This window comes from Mycoplasmopsis columboralis (assembly GCF_900660675.1).
Classification (GTDB): Bacteria; Bacillota_I; Bacilli_A; order Mycoplasmatales; family Metamycoplasmataceae; genus Mycoplasmopsis; species Mycoplasmopsis columboralis.
Genome location: NZ_LR215039.1, coordinates 535,118 through 552,891, shown reverse-complemented (window position 1 = coordinate 552,891; position 17,774 = coordinate 535,118). Strand labels below are relative to the sequence as shown.

The window sequence follows — 17,774 nt, the reverse complement described above, 5'->3', positions numbered from 1 at the left end:
TGCTAATTTTACATTCTAATATTTCCTGCTGTTCTAGGATAAGGAATAACATCACGAATATTTTCGGTTCCTGTTACATACATTACTAATCTTTCAAATCCAATTCCAAAACCTGCTGATCCAGTATTTCCAAATCTTCTTAGATCTAAATATCATTTAAGATCGTCTTGATCAATACCAAGCTCCTTAATTCTTTGAAGCAACTTGTTAACGTCATTTTCCCTTTGGCTACCACCAACTAATTCCCCAACTCCAGGTACAAGTAAGTCAAATGAAGCAACAGTTTTACCATCTTCATTTTGTTTCATGTAGAAAGCCTTAAATTCTTTAGGGAAGTTTATCACGGCAATTGGAGCCTTATATACCACTTCGGTTAAATATTTTTCATGCTCTGTAGCTAAATCAAGCCCAAATTTAATGTCTTTGTTTTCGAAAATATCTTTAACTTTAGCTAAATCTTCAATTGCTTGAGTATATTCAACAATTTTTAAAGGGGTATTGACAAATTCGTTTAAACGATCAAGTAAACTATTATCTAATGTGTCATTTAAGTACTGAAGCTCATCTTTATTTTTGAACATTGTATTTCTAATTACAACCTTTAATAGATCATCAGCTAAAGCGATGTCCTGATTTAAGTCATAAAAAGCTACTTCAGGTTCAATCATTCAAAACTCAGCTAAATGTCTTTTGGTGTTTGATTTTTCTGCTCTAAAAGTAGGTGCAAAAGTATAAATTTTATTCATCCCAAGTGCGGCAGATTCACCATGAAGTTGCCCAGTAACTCCTAAGGTTGCTTTTTTATCTTTTCCAAAAAATGGTTCTTTTTCACCATCGTTTACAACAAAAGTTTCTCCAGCACCTTCCCCGTCATTGCTTGTAATAATAGGAGAGTTCATGTAATAAAACTCTCTTTGCATAAAGTAACGGTGCACTTCGTGAGCTAAAGTTGAACGTACAAGCATAATTGCTCTAAGCAAATTGGTTCTATGTCTTACATGAGGAAGGTCTCTTAAAGTTTCAAGTTTCATTTCTTGGTTTTGAATTGGATAATCTTCGTGGGCAATTGAATATTCAACTAATTTTGTTGCTTCAAGTTCAATTGGTTGTTGTGCTTGTGGAGTTTCTTTTAAAATTCCTTCCACAACTAATCCTGAACCACTTTTAAGTTTATCAAGTAATTCGAAATCAAATTGATCTCCTTTGAAAACTACTTGCATTGATTTAATTGTTGTACCATCATTTACAGAAATAAATCTAACTTTTTTGTTACCTCTATTTGAAGTTACTCATCCTTTCAAAGTGTAAGAACGTGCATGAAAGTAATTTGGTTTTTGTAATACTTTTTTTACTGAAAACATAATATTCTCCATCTTAATGTAATAGTTTTTAAATTATACTTTATTTATTGTTAATTATTTGTTCTTATAAGAACAACAAATTTTCCAATTTCTTCAAAACCAAGTCGTTTGTATAATTGGCCGGCAGCAGGATTGTCTCAAAATAAAATTGGTGTTTTATCTTGATTTAAGATTTTTTTGCATAAAGCAATAGTGCAATCTTTAGCATATCCTAAATTCCGTGCTTGTTCTACACTGAAAATGCTCCCAAGCATTACGGCTTGTTCGGTAGCAGCTGAAGAAGCAGCATGAGCAAGTATTTGATTGTTTTGTTTAACTACAAACCCAAAATAAGACCCATTATTGTATGAATTTCTCAAATAATTAGGATCTTGATACTGTTCTCCTAATCCTTGGAATTCTTTAACGGTATTACGAGCCTCAATAATGTTTGGAATATCGCTTGGGGTAAATTCTACTGAAGTAGTTAAATAATTATCATATTGACTTAAAAAGAGTTTTTTGTTAAGTTTCATAAAAGTTTCTTGATGAACAATAAATTCAAAGCCATATTTTTGTATTTTTTTAACTAAATCTTTATAATCAACTCCTACCAGCAAAATGTTCTTTACATGATGATTTTGAATAATTTCAGCAAATTGTTGTTCATTAAAATCTAAATTTTCTAAATAAATAACTAAATTTCCATAAAAATATAGCACGACATCGCTTAATTTTCCATCGTTGATGTGTGTTGCAATATCATTAGTTTTATGCAAACCAAATAAAGTAATATCAGAAATTAAAAAAGTATTCAAAAACGGACTTTTTTCGTATAAAAAGTTAATTATTTGCTCTTTTTGCGATTCTAAAGCTAGTTTGAAATTTCTCATATTTTTAAATTATATTGTTTTTTGTTTGAGGGTAATTAAAAATTGCAAAATGCCAAAATGTGAAAATATTTTCCAGTTTTGAACATTCTGCAATTAATCTGCAATTAAATCTTTATAATTATATTGAGATCCATTAGTTGATCTCCTCTTTCAAACGAAAGAGTACTCGCTTAATATTTTCCACATACTGATTTTATATATTTACTTATATTTTTCTATCAAGTATCCCCTTTTATTTTTTATAGATATCTAGATAAGTTTTGTCTCTCTCGTTTCTTATCATTGTCTATAAAGTTATGTTGTTAACATTTACTAGTACGCACTCAGTGCGTACTTTCTTTTTGTAGGGACACAAGTAAATAAAAAGTACCTTAAAGGTACTCGGTCAATAGTGATATGGAGCGAGTGAAGGGAATCGAACCCTCACAGTCAGCTTGGAAGGCTGAAGTTCTACCATTAAACTACACTCGCATGCGTTTGTTGCTTAATTATTATAATACAAAAAATTAAAACAACAAAAATTTTTTTTATTTTTTTACCAAACAAATTTCTGCTAATGTTTGGTTGTTTTTTGTATGAGTTATTTCTCAACTATTAGAACCAGCATAATATAGAAAATATCCAACTTCGTTAGGAGATTTTAATATTACATTAGAAGTAGTTGTAAAATTTGAAATCTTATCTTGGTGTTGATCTCTTGATGCTTTAGTAAATATAGCTGCTATTGATAAAGAATATCCTTATTATAAGGAATTTGATCTGATAAGACTGCTCCTTTTAAAATAATTAATTCATTACGTTCATTCTAAGTTAATTGAGCTTTTGCTCCTTTATAAGAAACTAGTAAGATTTGATCAATAAGTGATTTATTTCAAACATAAGAAGGTTTTTTGTTTTCCAGTGTCTTATGATCGAGAATATATAAGGAATTTAAAATATTAAAAATCTCTTGAAGACACTCTTTTATTTCTTTATCTTTATACTGACTTTCTAAAAAGAGTCTTATTTGATCTTTTATAGTACTTAGAGAGTGATTTTTGATTTTAATAGAAAAATAATAAGATCCCTGTTCTAAAGTGTCTGACACAACTCCAAAAACATTCTTTTTTAAAAGTAAATTACAATCGTTGTGGTTTTTCTTTAAAAAAGTGATTTCTCAATTTGTGATTTAATTGTTATATTGTTATTTTTATCTCAAAGTAAATTCATTTGCATTTATTATAAATTAAGCCAATAAATATATAATAAAAACATGAGTCTTTTTAAATTACATTCAAATTACAAACCAAGCGGTGACCAGCCTAAAGCAATTAAAGAAATTGTCGAAGGAATTCAAGAAGGAACTAAAGAACAAGTTTTACTTGGGGTAACAGGAAGCGGAAAAACTTTTACAATTGCAAATGTTATTAAAGAATTTGATCGTCCTGTCATTGTTTTAACCCATACCAAAACTTTAGCCTCACAACTATATAGTGAATTAAAAACTTTTTTTCCTGAAAATGCCGTTGAATATTTTATTTCTTATTTTGATTACTATCGACCTGAAGCATACTTGCCTACAACTGATACATATATTGAAAAGGATTCACAAACCAACGAACAAATCGAAATTTTACGTTTAAGCGCCGTTAATTCTCTATTGACTCGCAAAGATGTAATTGTAATAGCTTCTGTTAGTGCTATTTATGGTGCTTTAAATCCTGAAGTATACAAAGATTCTTTTTATCGTTTTTATATTGGTCAAACCATTTCGGTAAAAGATTTTATCTCTCAACTGGTTCAAATTAAATATGATCGTAATGATATTGATCAAGCACCAGGGATGTTCACTTTAAAAGGTGATGTAGTTTTTGTTAGACCTGCAGACTCTGAAGAATCTTGTGTGAGAATTTCTTTTTTTGGGGATGAAATAGAAGAAATTGCTTTAGTTGATCCTTTAACTAAAGATGTTCTTAAAAAAGTTTCTATTTATACTCTTTCTCCAGGTAATGCATATGCAACTGAAAATTCAGTATATAATGACATTATTCCTCTTATTGAGAAAGAATTGCAAAGTCAAATCAAGTATTTTTCCAATGAAGGAAAAATACTTGAAGCCACTCGAATTAATCAAAGAGTCAAAAATGATATTGATGATATGAAAGAATTTGGGATGTGTAAAGGGATTGAGAATTACTCAATGTATTTGGATCGTCGAACTTTCGGAGAAAGACCGTATACAATTTTAGATTACTTTCCTAAAGATTCTTTAATGTTTATTGATGAGTCTCACATGTTTGTCCCACAGCTAAATGGGATGTATAAAGGTGATCGTTCACGAAAAGAATCTCTTGTTAATTATGGTTTTAGATTACCAAGCGCATTGGAAAATAGACCACTAAGATTTGAAGAATGAGAAAGTGCTTTTGATTTTAATAAAATTTACATTTCAGCTACTCCTGGTGATTATGAACTTGATAAAACACAAGGAGTTGTTACTCGTTTATATGTAAGACCTACAGGATTACTTGACCCAGAAATTATTATTAAACCAACAGAAAATCAAATCGAGGATATCTACAATACTATTATCCAACAAAGAGAAAGCGGAGACAAAACAATTATTTTAACTACTACCAAAAGAATGTCTGAAGAATTATCGGCATATTTACTTGAACGTAATGTGAAAGCAGCTTACATTCATTCTGAACATAATACTTTTGTTCGAAATGAAATATTAAGAAAGCTCCGGGCAGGTATTTACGAAGTGCTCATTGGAATTAATCTTTTACGTGAAGGTATTGATTTACCTGAAGTTTCTAAAGTGATTGTTCTAGATGCTGATAAAGAAAGTTTTATGCGTAATACTCGTTCTCTTATTCAAATTACAGGTAGAGCAGCAAGAAACCACAAAGGACAAGCTATTTTTTACGCAGACAAGATTTCAAAAAGTATGCAAGAGTGCATTGATGATAACAAAGAAAAAAGAGCTTTACAAATTGCGTATAATCAAAAACACAATATTGTACCTAAAACAATTATTAAGCCTCTTAGTGAACCAATTCATGGTCACGGTGTTATGAATGCTGTGCAACTTCTTTTAGATCAAAGTCAAAAGAAAGCCAAAAAAGAGAAGGTCTCACCTAAAGAAAGAGAAGAAGTAATTAAAGAAGTAAAGCGTCAAATGGATGAAGCGGCCAAAATGCTTGATTATGAAAGAGCAATTGAACTTAGAGACATACTTTTAGAGCTCCAAAATGCAAAAAGTTAAAAAAATGCTAATTTTTTAGCGTTTTTTTAACTTTTTCATTTTTTAGTATACAATTTGAGTGAGGTGATAATATGACATATACATATAAAGAAATTAAAAACAATACTGATTTTATTTTGATTCAAACCGTTGACGTTGTTTCACTATATAATGCTTTTAGAAAAATTTTACTTAAAGCAAACTTAAGTGACGATCAACTAAGACATGCATTAACTTTTTCAACATTTCAAAGAAATGATTCATTTGTTAAAGATACTAAAATATTTGCTGTAGCTTTAGGATATTTAAGTGCGATTAAAGCTCAAGCAAATAATGATAAATTTGCTAAAATAAAAGAGATTTTAAAAGCTAATAATATCAACAAATTTGAAGATGTTTTACCAAGTAAAGATCTTCAAGATCAATTATATTTATTGGCTCAAGACCTTTTTTCATTTCTAAGATTAGACGGTAGTGCAAAAAATTTAATAACTTTAGTTGAGGAATTAAATATTTTTACTCCACAAGAAATCACAGAAGTTGAAAAAACAACACTATTTTTGCATCCAGTTAATGGATGTGACTTACCAAGTTAGGCGGAAAAATGTCAAAAAAAGATCAGATTGTCATCAAAGGTGCCAGAGAAAACAATTTAAAAAATGTTTCATTAACTTTACCTAAAAACAAATTAATTATTTTTACTGGTTTAAGTGGATCAGGAAAAAGTTCACTTGCTTTTAATACTATCTACGAAGAAGGACGTCGTAGATATGTAGACAGTTTGAGTAGTTATGCCAGAATGTTTTTAGGCGGTACTAAAAAACCAGATGTAGAATCTATTGAAGGACTAAGTCCTTCTATTTCTATTGAACAAAAAACGACTGTCAATAATCCACGTTCAACCGTTGGGACAGTTACAGAAATTTATGATTATTTTAGATTGCTTTTTGCCAGAATTGGTAAAGCTTATTGTCCTAATCATAATATTGAAATTACTTCTCAAAGTTCCAAAGATATTATCACTTCAATTTACAAACAACCACAAAATTCAAGACTTATTATCTATTCTCCACTTGTCGATGGAGAAAAAGGAACTCACCAAAATCTTTTAGAAAAGTTAAAAAAAGAAGGATTTTTAAGAGTTAAAGTAGATGGTCAATTATTTATGCTTGAAGACAAAATTGTTTTAGACAAAAATGTTCGCCATGTTATAGATTTAGTAATTGACAGAGTTGCTTTAACTGAAGAAAATCAAAATAGAATTGCTGAAGCAGTAGACATTGCTTGTGATCGTTCTGGAGGAATTGTTAAAGTTGAGAACGCTGATTCAAATGAGATTTTAACTTTTTCAAAAAATCATGCATGTATTTACAAAGATTTCAGTATTTCAAAAATCGAAACCAAACTTTTTTCTTTTAATTCTCCTTATGGAATGTGCCAAAATTGCAAGGGGATTGGTGTTGAATTTAAAGCAGATTGAAACTCATTGGTTCCAGAACCTTGAAGAAGTATTTCTTTAGGTGGAATTAAGTACTTTGAAAACACTGTAAACACCCAAAATTTAGAATGACAAGAATTTGAAGTTCTTTTAAATCATTATGGGATTGACAAGGATCAACCAATTGATGAAATACCAGAACATTTACTAAAATATTTAAAACACGGTTCAGATGAAATTATTGAGTTTGATTTAACTTCTAGTGGTGGAACACACCGAAGATATAAACGAGAAATTGAAGGAATTTTAGACAAAGTTGAACGTTTGTACTACAACACTACAAGTGACGCGATCCGAGATTGACTTAAAAAATACATGGGTTCATTTCAATGCCATGTATGTAAGGGAGCAAGATTAAATTCAAATGCATTAGCTATTAAATTAGGCCAAAAGAATATTTATCAGTTTACTCAAATGTCAATTGAGGAGTCTTTAGATTTTATTGAAACACTTACAAAAACTTTTAGTGAGAGTGAAATTCAGATATCAAAAATTATTCTTAAAGAAATAACTGATAGACTTACATTCCTAAAAAATGTTGGATTAGAATATTTAACTTTAAATCGAAATGCAGAAACCCTTTCTGGAGGAGAATCCCAAAGAATCCGACTTGCTACTCAAATTGGTTCTAATTTAACTGGAGTTTTATATGTTTTAGATGAACCTTCAATTGGACTACATCAAAAAGATAATATGAAATTAATCGAAACCCTACGTAAAATGGTCGATTTAGGAAATACGCTAATTGTTGTGGAACATGATGAAGACACTATGCTTGCTTCAGATTACATCGTTGATATTGGTCCTGAAGCTGGTCATAAAGGTGGAGAAATTGTTGCTGCTGGTGAGTTGGAAAAAATAGTTGAAAATAAAAAATCAATTACCGGAAAATATCTTTCTGGAGAGTGAAAAATAGAAATTCCTAAAAACAGAAGAAGTGGTAATGGAAAAACCATAACAATTAATGGAGCAAAACAAAATAACTTACAAAATATTTCAGTGACAATACCACTTGGAAAACTAGTTGCTGTTACTGGTGTTAGTGGTTCTGGAAAAAGTACTTTAGTTAATGAGATTTTAGTTCATGGAATTCAATATTCTTTAGGTCTTGCAGAAGGTAATGCACATAAAAAAGCTTTGTTTGATTCAATTAAAGGACTAGAAAATGTGGATAAAATTGTTCCAGTTTCACAAAGTCCTATCGGTAGAACTCCACGTTCAAACCCTTCGACATACACCGGAGTTTTTGATGACATTAGAGATATTTACGCCAATGTAGAAGAATCAAGAATAAGAGGATATTCAAAAGGTCGTTTTAGTTTTAATGTCGCTGGAGGTAGATGTGATCGTTGCTCTGGAGATGGTTTTATTAAAATCGAAATGCACTTTTTACCTGATGTTTATGTTGCTTGTGATGATTGTGATGGAAAAAGATACAATCGTGAAACTCTTGAAATTAAATACCGCAACAAAACAATCGCTGATGTTCTAGATATGTCTGTAGATACAGCATTGGAATTTTTTGAAGCTAAAACTAAAATTGTCGAAAAATTACAAATTCTCCAAGATGTTGGTTTAGGTTATATTAAACTAGGACAAATGTCAACTACCTTATCTGGAGGAGAAGCCCAAAGAGTTAAACTAGCCACTTATTTACAAAAAAAACCTACCGGAAAAACTTTGTACGTTCTTGATGAACCCACAACGGGATTGCACACTCATGATGTAAAAAAATTAATTCATATCTTAAATCGAATTGTTGATAATGGAGATTCAGTGCTTGTTATTGAACACAACTTAGATGTTATCAAGTGTGCAGATCATATCATTGATTTAGGACCTGATGGAGGAATTAAAGGTGGACGGGTGATTGCTTCAGGAACACCTGAGCAAGTTAGTGCTTCTGAAATTTCATACACAGCCGAGTTCTTGCGTAAAATTTTGAAATTAAAAACCTAAAACGGTATAATTTTAAAATTATAAATAAGGATAATATGTCAAAAAAAATGTATGCAAACGACATTATAGGTTTTTTTGATCTTAATGTCATTAATTCAAATGTTCCTCTAAATAACAGAGAAATTCTTTCTCCAGCAATCAAAAGAGTTGGGTTAGAATTAGCTGAAAACACCGGAACAGAGAGATTAAAATTTAATGTGATAGCTTGAGGAACAAGTGAAAGTAAGTGATTTGACTTAGTTGGAGATAAAAGAACACGCAAATCACTTGAACATGTTTTTTCATTTCAACCGCCACTTGTAATGCTTTCTAAAGGAATGTCAGACTCAAATATTCAATTAATTAAAGAAGTTGCCAGCAAATACAAAGTGCCTGTAGTTCATGACAAATTTTTATCAAGTTCATATTTAACTACCAGTATTGGTACATATTTAAACAACCATTTTGCCCAAGTGGTTCAAGTACATGGATGTTTAATGATGATTGGTGGAATTGGAGTTTTAATTGTAGGACCTAGTGGATCAGGAAAAAGTGAAGCTGCCTTAGATCTAATTCAAAAAGGACATATTTTCATTTCTGATGATGCAGTCCTAATTAAAGATTTAGGAAACCGTTTTATTGGTAGTTCACCACGAATTACTCAAGACTTTTTAGAAGTGAGAGGAATTGGTCCAATTGACATTAAATATACTTATGGTGCTCGATCAGTTGCTTCTTCTTCTCCAATTCACTTAGTGGTGGAATTAGTAAAAAAAGAAGAACAAAACCGATTAGATCGCTTAGGTATTGACTTTCTAAAATATCCAATCATGGGTCGTTCAATTAAAATGATTCAAGTACCAACTAAAGAAGGTGGATCTGTTTCTTCATTAATTGAAGCAGCAGTAAACGCATATTTAGCTCGTCATGATGGCCTTAATGTTATTGATAAAATTGAAAAAAGGAGACTAGAAGATGAATAATGCATTATTAGAACCAATTCGTGCTGGAACTGCAAGATATTTATTTGCAATCGGTTCTTTTGAAGTAAGGGTATATTCAATAATGATTATGCTTGGAATTATCGCTTCAATTTTGACTATTGTATTTTTCTGAATGCGCGAAAAATACAAAATAGAAGTTCTACTTACTTTTATTATCATCATTGTGCCTTTATCAATTTTTGGATCTCGTTTAGGATATGTTGTGGAAGCTCTTCTTTATGAGCCTGAACCATTTAAAAACTCTCATTGATATGCCGCTTGAGATGGAGGATTGTCAATTCAAGGGGGAGTTATTGTCGGTGGAGTTGCTGGTATGATTTATGGATGATTCAAGCGGGATGTGATTGACTACCGTAAAGTTCTAAGTATCATCATACCAAGTGTTTTAATTGGACAATTTGTTGGTAGATGAGGAAACTTTGCTAACCATGAGTTATACGGTAAGGTTGATTGAGATGGATCTGCGGTTTTAGCGCTTGGAGATACTATTGCTAAAAATATGTTTATTTCTGATGCGTATTCTGATTCTCTTGGTTTAACTGGATTGTATCGTTACCCATTATTTTTATATGAAGGACTTGCTAATTTATTTGCTTACTTAGTAATTGTATGAATATTTAACTTCTTTGGTCTTTTCAAACCAGGAACACACGCAGGAATGTACTTTATTTGATATGGTTTAGTACGGTTTGCAATGGAACCTCTTCGTGAAGATTCGTTTGCTCTTTATTCAAATGTTTCGCTGGCTTTTGTGATTTTGGGAACATTATGATTTATTTATTTCCAATTCATTTCAAGAGTGGAATATGTGGTTGTAAAACAAAAATATAGATATGTTTATCAATACAAAGATGAGTTGAAATATCAACTTTATGTATCAAAAACTTCGCCTAAAGCTGTTTTTGGATACGTTAAAAATATAATTAAACCAGCAAAAATTTAAGGAAAAAATGAATACACAATACGATTTAATAATTATAGGAAGTGGGCCTGCAGGTCTTAATGCGGCTCTTTATGCTTCTAGAGCTAATTTAAAAGTAGCTTTTATTGAAAAAGGAACTCCTGGAGGAAAACTTTCAGCTACCAGCAAAATTGAAAACTGAATTGGAACTGAAATGACTCAAGGATGAGAATTGGCGACTGGATTTTTTGAACATGCACAAAAATACGGTGCCAAATATATTTACGGAGAAGTATCAGAAATTATTTCTCACGGTGATTTAAATAAAGAAGTTAAAACAGTTCAAGGAGATTCTTATAGTGCTAAAACAGTTTTAATAGCATCTGGAATGAAAAATAGAATTCCAACATTTATTGAAAACTGTGAAAACTTAATTAACCGTGGAGTGAGTTTTTGCGCTATTTGCGATGGTCCACTTTACAAAGGATTGCCTTCACTTGTATTAGGAGGAGGGAACTCAGCAGTTGAAGAAGCAACTTATTTATCTAAAATTGCTTCACAGGTTTATCTAGTTGTTAAAGATGATTTCTTTAATGCAGAAAAAAGACTTGTTGATGAATTACTTAAACTTGAAAACGTGCAAGTATTCTACAAATCACAAATTTTAAAATTAATTGGTGAAAATCAGTTAGAAAAAGCTGTTCTTAAAAAAGAAAACGGAGAAGAAGTTACTTTGGAAGTTGGATCATTTTTCCCTTACATAGGTCTTATTCCAGTGGCTGATTTTGCAAAAGATTTAGATATCTTTGATGATAGAGGATTCATCATTACAGATGAAAATATGCAAACATCAATTAAAGGTATTTTTGCTGCTGGAGACATCCGTGCCAAAGAAATTCGCCAAATTGTTACCGCTGCTTCTGATGGAGCTATTGCAGCTAAGAAAATTTCTGATTTAATCAACGGAGCATAACAAACAAGGGTTATAAACCTTTGTTTTTTATATAATTATTTTTATGAAAAAGAAAATAGAAAAATTACTTTTAAACAATTTTCCAGTGAATAATTGGGTTTATTTTTTATTAAAAAACAATCAAGCTAAATTAATTAGAATTGATAATATATGTGCGATTTATGAAATGAAAGAATTAAACAATCAAGAAGTTTCTTTTTTGCATTTTATCACTTATAAACACCTTTTAAGAAAACAAACATTACAAAAAATTCAGAGACTAATTGTTCAACTTAATCCAAATTATATTTATGTAGACAAGAATAATTATTTGGATTTTAAAAAAGTAATGAACTCTTTGGAATCAATTGTGTGATTTAATCAGATTATGACAAATGATAATAAAAAAACGAAATTAGAATCCACAAATAGTGAACTAGTTTATTCAAGTAATAAAAGTGAGTATAAAAAATTTTTAAATGGAGAATTTGGCTTTTTTGAAGATCTTTGAATTAAGCAAATTAATTCAAAAAGAAAAGACATCTTTTATCTAGAAAATAATTTAGAAAAAATATGTGGAGCTTCAATTGTTTATACTATCAATAATTATGATGTTCTTTGAGGAGTCAATACTAAAAAAGAGTTTCAAAACCAGGGCTGAGCAACTCAAATGTTGTCTTTATTTTTGAACAAACAAACACAAAACAAGCGTAAAACACTAATATATGTAGATTCTGCATCATCCAAACTAATTAATTTTTATTCAAAACTAGGATTTAAAACAATGGGAGAAATTGCAATTTTTAAAAATAAACTTGTCTAGTCTAAGTAAATTAAAAAGGGCTTTTAGTAAAATTTAAATATGAAACTTTTAAAACTTAAATGACTGCTTATTGGAGCTCCGTTTATTACTCTTGTAAGTAGCTCATGTACAACGATTGTAAAGAAAAACAAGCAAAATTGAGGAGATGAAAAGTTTGTGAAAGAAATAATTAAAAATAATACTAGACGTTTAAGTTATTTAGAAGATGCGCAAAATGCTCAATTTGTTGCTCCTTATAGTTCTAAAAACAATTCTGAAACTATATATCAGTTAACTGTGTATTCTTTTGCAGATGGTAATGGAGATGGAATTGGTGATTTTATAGGACTTAAAAATAATTTAGATTATTTTATAAATCTTGGAATTAACACATTATATTTATCTCCAATTCATCCAGCAAGCTCATATCATGGATATGACGTGATTGATTATTTAGGAGTGGCTCCTGAATTAGGAGGAGAACAAGCTTTTATTGATTTTTTAAAAGAAGCACATAAAAACGGAATAAAAGTTGTATTGGATATGGTGTTTAACCATACATCTTATGAACATCCTTGGTTTCAAGCCGCTTTACAAGGGAATAAGGAATATCAAAATTATTATTATTTTTTAGATGATAATATTTCTAATGTTGATGGACTTGGTGAAGATAATCAAGGAGTAAGAAACCTTTTTTTAAATATTGATAAATCAATTCCGGCAACTAATAAAAAATATGTTGCTGAATTTTGGTCTGGAATGCCGGATTTAAATTTAAATAATCCTAAAGTTATAAATGAACTTAAAGCAATTCAAAGATATTGAAGCAAAATTGGTGTTGATGGATTCCGATATGATGCGTTTTATCACTTTTTTGATAGTAAAAACCCATACAAGGATAAAACTAATCGTATTGAAAAAACTAACACAATCTTTGCTTCACTTAGAGAAACAACTGCAGATGTTTTAAATGATGGGAATCAAAGATCTTCTCAAACACCATTTATGTTTGGTGAATGATGACAAAGTCCTTCAGATTCGCTTATTTATACAAATAAAGTTCATGGCGGTTTAGATAGTGTAATTGATGGAGTGCATTGAAAACACACATTAGATGTAGGAATAAACTATAATCAAGAAAAAGCTATTTTGGAATTAGTGTCGCAAAATAATTCTCGTTGAATGCCGTTTTTAGATAATCATGACGTTGAAAGATGAATTAATTCTGTTAGATCAAAAATTAATTTTACTGGTAAAAACATCTTTACCAATGAACCCTTAAACGAATCTGAAAAATCAATGCTTCAATATGGCCTTACTAGTTTATTATCACGTGGTGGCAGTCCTATTTTATATGATGGAATTGAATTAAACATGCATGGCGGGCCACAACGAAAAGGTGATAGTTTAATTCGTGAAGCTTTTCCTTGAAAAGATCAAAGTAAAGTAGTGGATTTTTATGAAAAACGTTCAGGAGAAGAATATTCAAGAGTTTATTTAAATTTATCGGTTAATGAACAAAAAATTGAAGATGCCATAAAAGATTCTCAATCAACTTATTCGTTAGTGTCTAAGCTTAATAAAATTAGAAATGATTATCCATATGTTGTTTCTCAACAACCAAATAGTGTGGTAGATCCATACCAAATAATTAACAAAGATACAATTTCGGGCGTAATTGTTGATTCGAATGTTGTTGTTAGAACTAATCAAAAAGGCGAATTTTTACTTTATTTATTTAACTGAGGAAATAATGATTTAAGCTTTAGATTGAAAGATGGATATAAAATAACTGAAGTCTTATATTCAAAAAACACTCAAGTTTCTGAGAATAATAAAGTTACAGGAAAGGGAGTGGGGACTATATTAGTTGCAAAAGTAAATAACTTGACTAGTCAATAAGCAAATAAGAATAACTGGAAAAAATGTGGAAATGATTTTTAGGGCAATTTAGAATATTTTATAATTTATTATAAGGTATGAAAAATAATGGGTTTGGCAAGCGTAATAAAAAAATCTCATTTGGAACAAGAATGAGATTTTTGTTATTAGGTAAAAGACCATTAGAACGCAAATTTTTACCTAAAATAATCGAATATTTATTTATTATTTTTGCCAACTTCATGATGTTTTTAACCTTAATCATATTATTAAACTCTTTAAGAAAATACAATTTTGATTTATACAATAAGGAACATCTGAAAGAATTTATTGATCAAATAAAGACTTTTGAAGCTAGATTACTTTTAATTGTAGCGGTTTTTTCATGAATCGTAACTATTTTAATGTCAATTCATTTAGGTTATATTTATTCTAAAACTGAAAAAGCCAAGTGAGTGAATATTTGTTGCATTATCAGTAATTTATTATGCCTACTTCCTTTATCCTTGATTTTTTCAATTTGAGGTTATATTAAAAACGAGATTGTGTTTGAATAGAAAACGGAGAAAAAATGTTTAAAAAGAAATTATTACTTACTTCATCATTAATTATGAGTGGACTTGGTGCATCAGCTGTAGCTGTAGCTTGTGATAATACAACTGGAGGCGGATCAGGAACTAAATATAATGATAGTAAAGAAATTATCATTGCAGTAGATGGTGCTCAAGAAAACTTTTATAAAAAAGTAGTTGAACTTTATAATAAAACAGATATTGCTAAAAAAGGGTACAAAATCAAAACAATCACCAAAAACGTTTTTGATGCAGTTAACACTGATGTCGGAATTACCGATGAATCAGTTCCTGATATTTTCTATGCTCCACAAGATAGAGTCATTGATTTAGCTGTTAAAAAAGCAGTTGTTGAATTAAAACAATTTGAACCAAATATTTTAGAAGAAATTGGTGCGGTAATTGGAGCAACCGATGAAGAAAAAGCCGATATGGTCAAATTCGGTAGTGTAGTTGGTAAAACCGGAACTGGAGCAAATACTAAATTAGAAAGTAGATTATTCGCGCTTAGACACAATGTTGAAGGTATAGTTCTTGCTTCTACAAAAACTGCTGATGAAGCAAGAAAAGAACTTAATAATCAAGATACAGATAGTCTTGAAGAATTAGTTAAAGCCGGAAAAGCGATTATTCGTTTACAAGATTTTTGGTATGGAAACGGAATTTTAGGTGGAGTGTTTAGAAAACTTCAACAGCAAGAAAATCTTACTGAAGATTTAATGTCAAAAATTTTATACCCAAATAATGCCAAAACAGTATCAGGATTCCAAGAAAGCGCTGACAACAAATACAAAAAAGAATTCAGAACTGCTTTAGATGTAGCTTCAAGATTGTACTTCCCAATTTATGAAGCAGCTTACTTAAAAACACCTGAACAATATCAAGAAACTGTTTGAGCTAAAAAAGGAATCACACAAGAAGATTTAAAAGCAGTACTAGTTAGTGACATGGGTCAAGTTCAAAACAAAATTTTTGAACTCATGAAACAAGGAAAAATTGATTATGCAATCATTGGAACATGAGACTTACAAACATCTGAAAATACAGGTGGAGCAAAAAGTTTCTTTAATGTAATCAACACTACAGATGATTATGAATATAGACAAGCTTCAGGAGCTTGAAGTTACTTAATTAACAACAGAAACGCAAATGCGTCTCCAGATAGAAAAAGAGCTTTAATTGAAGTTATTAAAATTGCTTTACAAACAGAACCAAACTTTGAATACTTCAAAGCAGATTCAAAAGTACAATTTACTAAAGCAGCTCAAGAGAAAATTAAGCAAAAAGTTCTAGCTAATTCAGAAGCTACTGCAACTAAATACCAACAATTCTACAAGAGCTTAGGATATAACTCACATGAAGAATTGCTTCAAGGACTTGCTTCAATAGTAGAAGTTGGTAATAGTGCTAATTTAACTCCTTTTTATCAATGAGAAGTTAAAAACAATAACACTGATGAAGCAATTGCAGATGCGAATATTTTAAAATCTGAGTCATTTTCAAATAACAGCACAATTACTGGAGTTCCAAAAATTAGTGCTGAATCTAAAGCTGATTTTGTAAAAACTTTAAAAGAAGAAACTGGTCTTAGAAATGCTTTAGCAGCAATGTATGGAAAAACTCTTTCAACTTTTGAGTCTCCTAAAAAAGATTCATGATGAATTTCAACTGGAATTTTAAAAGATGAGGCCTTAGCTAAATATAAAGCAACCTTGGGAGGAGGAGAAGGTCTTCATTTAAGAAAAATTGAAAAAACTATTTTTGGAGCTGATGGTGACCAAAATGATGATAAAAAAGCACTAGTTGATTCATTGGTAAAAGCATTAGAAGCTAATAAATTAGAGGAAGAATACGTTAAAGTAGAAAACGCAGCGCTTACATTTATTAAAGAAACAGCATCTACTCCAGCTGCAGATGATGTAATTAAAAAAGCTGCAAGATTATATTTAAATAACTATGTAAACCAAGCTTTATGAGAAATGTTTATTAAAGCTGAAATTACAAAAATTGAAAAATCAGAACTTCCTGAAGGTGTTACCGTTGCAAGAATACAAACAGAAGTCAACAATTTCCTTAAAACATTAAGTTTTGATAAGTTACTTGAGGTCCTTTCTTCAAATAGACAAATTAGCGAGGGTGGTCTTGGTGTAATCAAATTCCAAAGTAACCGTATTGATAACTCAAATCCAATTTTAGGAGCTAACCTTTGAGATAACTGAAACAACCAAACATTTGGAAATGCAACATTCTTGGATGCGATTGCTAAAGAAACTGCTGCTAATAAAGATTTAATGTGATTCCAAAGTAAAATTGCTGAACAACTAAATCAAAGATACACACAAGTAACTGCCGGAATTAACCAACAAACTGGTGCCTCAACAATAATTGATTTTGACAAATAATAAGTTTATTAAGTTAAAAATCCATATTCAAAAAAGAGATTTTTATATTCTCATTGCATTGTGTTGCATAATCACTTTTGCATTAATGTTTTGAGTACTATCAACATTTGTTGATAATAACTTATTACAAAAATATGATGCTCACCACATTGAAAATATAAAAATTGCTAAGTTATTGTCATATATTGGTAATTCCTTAGTTATAGTCTTCTTTTGCGTTTATATTTATTTTCTAAGATATAAACTCAAAGCAGGCTATATCTTTTTTATGTTTTGAATAATCGTGTTTTTAGCTATGGCATTTTTGCCTTTCATAAGCAATTTTAATGAGTTAAACACTTTGCAAAAAGCTTTTGGAAGCA

The 17,774-nt window shown here is 30.2% G+C and carries 13 protein-coding genes and 1 tRNA gene; 10 read left to right on the top strand and 4 right to left on the bottom strand.

What is annotated here, in order from left to right:
- Positions 1-8: 8 nt before the first annotated feature.
- The 4 genes from asnS to EXC45_RS02135 all read right to left on the bottom strand — a co-directional run bounded on the left by asnS (position 9) and on the right by EXC45_RS02135 (position 3,320).
- The gene (asnS, locus tag EXC45_RS02150) at positions 9-1,361 is read right to left on the bottom strand and encodes an asparagine--tRNA ligase (RefSeq protein ID WP_036434838.1); all 1,353 of its coding nucleotides are present in this window, start codon (positions 1,359-1,361) and stop codon (positions 9-11) included.
- A 50-nt stretch (positions 1,362-1,411) separates the two neighbouring features.
- Positions 1,412-2,233: a GNAT family N-acetyltransferase gene (locus EXC45_RS02145; RefSeq protein ID WP_036434839.1), complete on the bottom strand. Its 822-nt coding sequence runs from the start codon at positions 2,231-2,233 to the stop codon at positions 1,412-1,414.
- A 397-nt stretch (positions 2,234-2,630) separates the two neighbouring features.
- Positions 2,631-2,704 (bottom strand) — tRNA-Gly (locus EXC45_RS02140).
- A gap of 334 nt (positions 2,705-3,038) precedes the next feature.
- Complete coding sequence (locus EXC45_RS02135) at positions 3,039-3,320, bottom strand: hypothetical protein (RefSeq protein WP_036434841.1); 282 nt, start codon at positions 3,318-3,320, stop codon at positions 3,039-3,041.
- Between the two features lie 165 nt (positions 3,321-3,485).
- On the opposite strand from EXC45_RS02135, the gene uvrB reads away from it, so the two are divergent.
- The 10 genes from uvrB to EXC45_RS02085 all read left to right on the top strand — a co-directional run bounded on the left by uvrB (position 3,486) and on the right by EXC45_RS02085 (position 17,412).
- Positions 3,486-5,483 carry an excinuclease ABC subunit UvrB gene (gene uvrB, locus EXC45_RS02130; RefSeq protein WP_036434843.1) on the top strand — a complete coding sequence of 666 codons (1,998 nt, stop codon included), beginning with the start codon at positions 3,486-3,488 and terminating at the stop codon, positions 5,481-5,483.
- A gap of 71 nt (positions 5,484-5,554) precedes the next feature.
- Entirely contained in the window at positions 5,555-6,058 is a 504-nt protein-coding gene (locus EXC45_RS02125; protein ID WP_036434845.1) for a hypothetical protein, read from the top strand.
- An 8-nt stretch (positions 6,059-6,066) separates the two neighbouring features.
- Positions 6,067-8,919, top strand: a complete 2,853-nt coding sequence (uvrA, locus tag EXC45_RS02120; protein WP_036434847.1) for an excinuclease ABC subunit UvrA — start codon at positions 6,067-6,069, stop codon at positions 8,917-8,919.
- A 35-nt stretch (positions 8,920-8,954) separates the two neighbouring features.
- Positions 8,955-9,881 (top strand): HPr(Ser) kinase/phosphatase, encoded by a 927-nt coding sequence (gene hprK, locus EXC45_RS02115; RefSeq protein ID WP_036434849.1) that lies wholly within the window; start codon positions 8,955-8,957, stop codon positions 9,879-9,881.
- Positions 9,874-10,845 carry a prolipoprotein diacylglyceryl transferase gene (gene lgt / locus EXC45_RS02110; protein WP_036434853.1) on the top strand — a complete coding sequence of 324 codons (972 nt, stop codon included), beginning with the start codon at positions 9,874-9,876 and terminating at the stop codon, positions 10,843-10,845. The genes hprK and lgt overlap by 8 nt, the downstream gene beginning before the upstream one ends.
- A gap of 7 nt (positions 10,846-10,852) precedes the next feature.
- The gene (locus tag EXC45_RS02105; RefSeq protein WP_036434856.1) at positions 10,853-11,776 is read left to right on the top strand and encodes an NAD(P)/FAD-dependent oxidoreductase; all 924 of its coding nucleotides are present in this window, start codon (positions 10,853-10,855) and stop codon (positions 11,774-11,776) included.
- Between the two features lie 43 nt (positions 11,777-11,819).
- On the top strand, positions 11,820-12,578 hold the full coding sequence (locus EXC45_RS02100) for a GNAT family N-acetyltransferase (protein WP_036434859.1): 759 nt from the start codon (positions 11,820-11,822) through the stop codon (positions 12,576-12,578).
- Positions 12,579-12,617: 39 nt separating this feature from the next.
- Complete coding sequence (locus EXC45_RS02095; protein ID WP_036434861.1) at positions 12,618-14,459, top strand: alpha-amylase family glycosyl hydrolase; 1,842 nt, start codon at positions 12,618-12,620, stop codon at positions 14,457-14,459.
- Between the two features lie 77 nt (positions 14,460-14,536).
- Complete coding sequence (locus tag EXC45_RS02090) at positions 14,537-14,995, top strand: hypothetical protein (protein WP_036434864.1); 459 nt, start codon at positions 14,537-14,539, stop codon at positions 14,993-14,995.
- A gap of 14 nt (positions 14,996-15,009) precedes the next feature.
- Positions 15,010-17,412 carry a hypothetical protein gene (locus EXC45_RS02085; protein WP_036434866.1) on the top strand — a complete coding sequence of 801 codons (2,403 nt, stop codon included), beginning with the start codon at positions 15,010-15,012 and terminating at the stop codon, positions 17,410-17,412.
- Positions 17,413-17,774 lie beyond the last annotated feature (362 nt).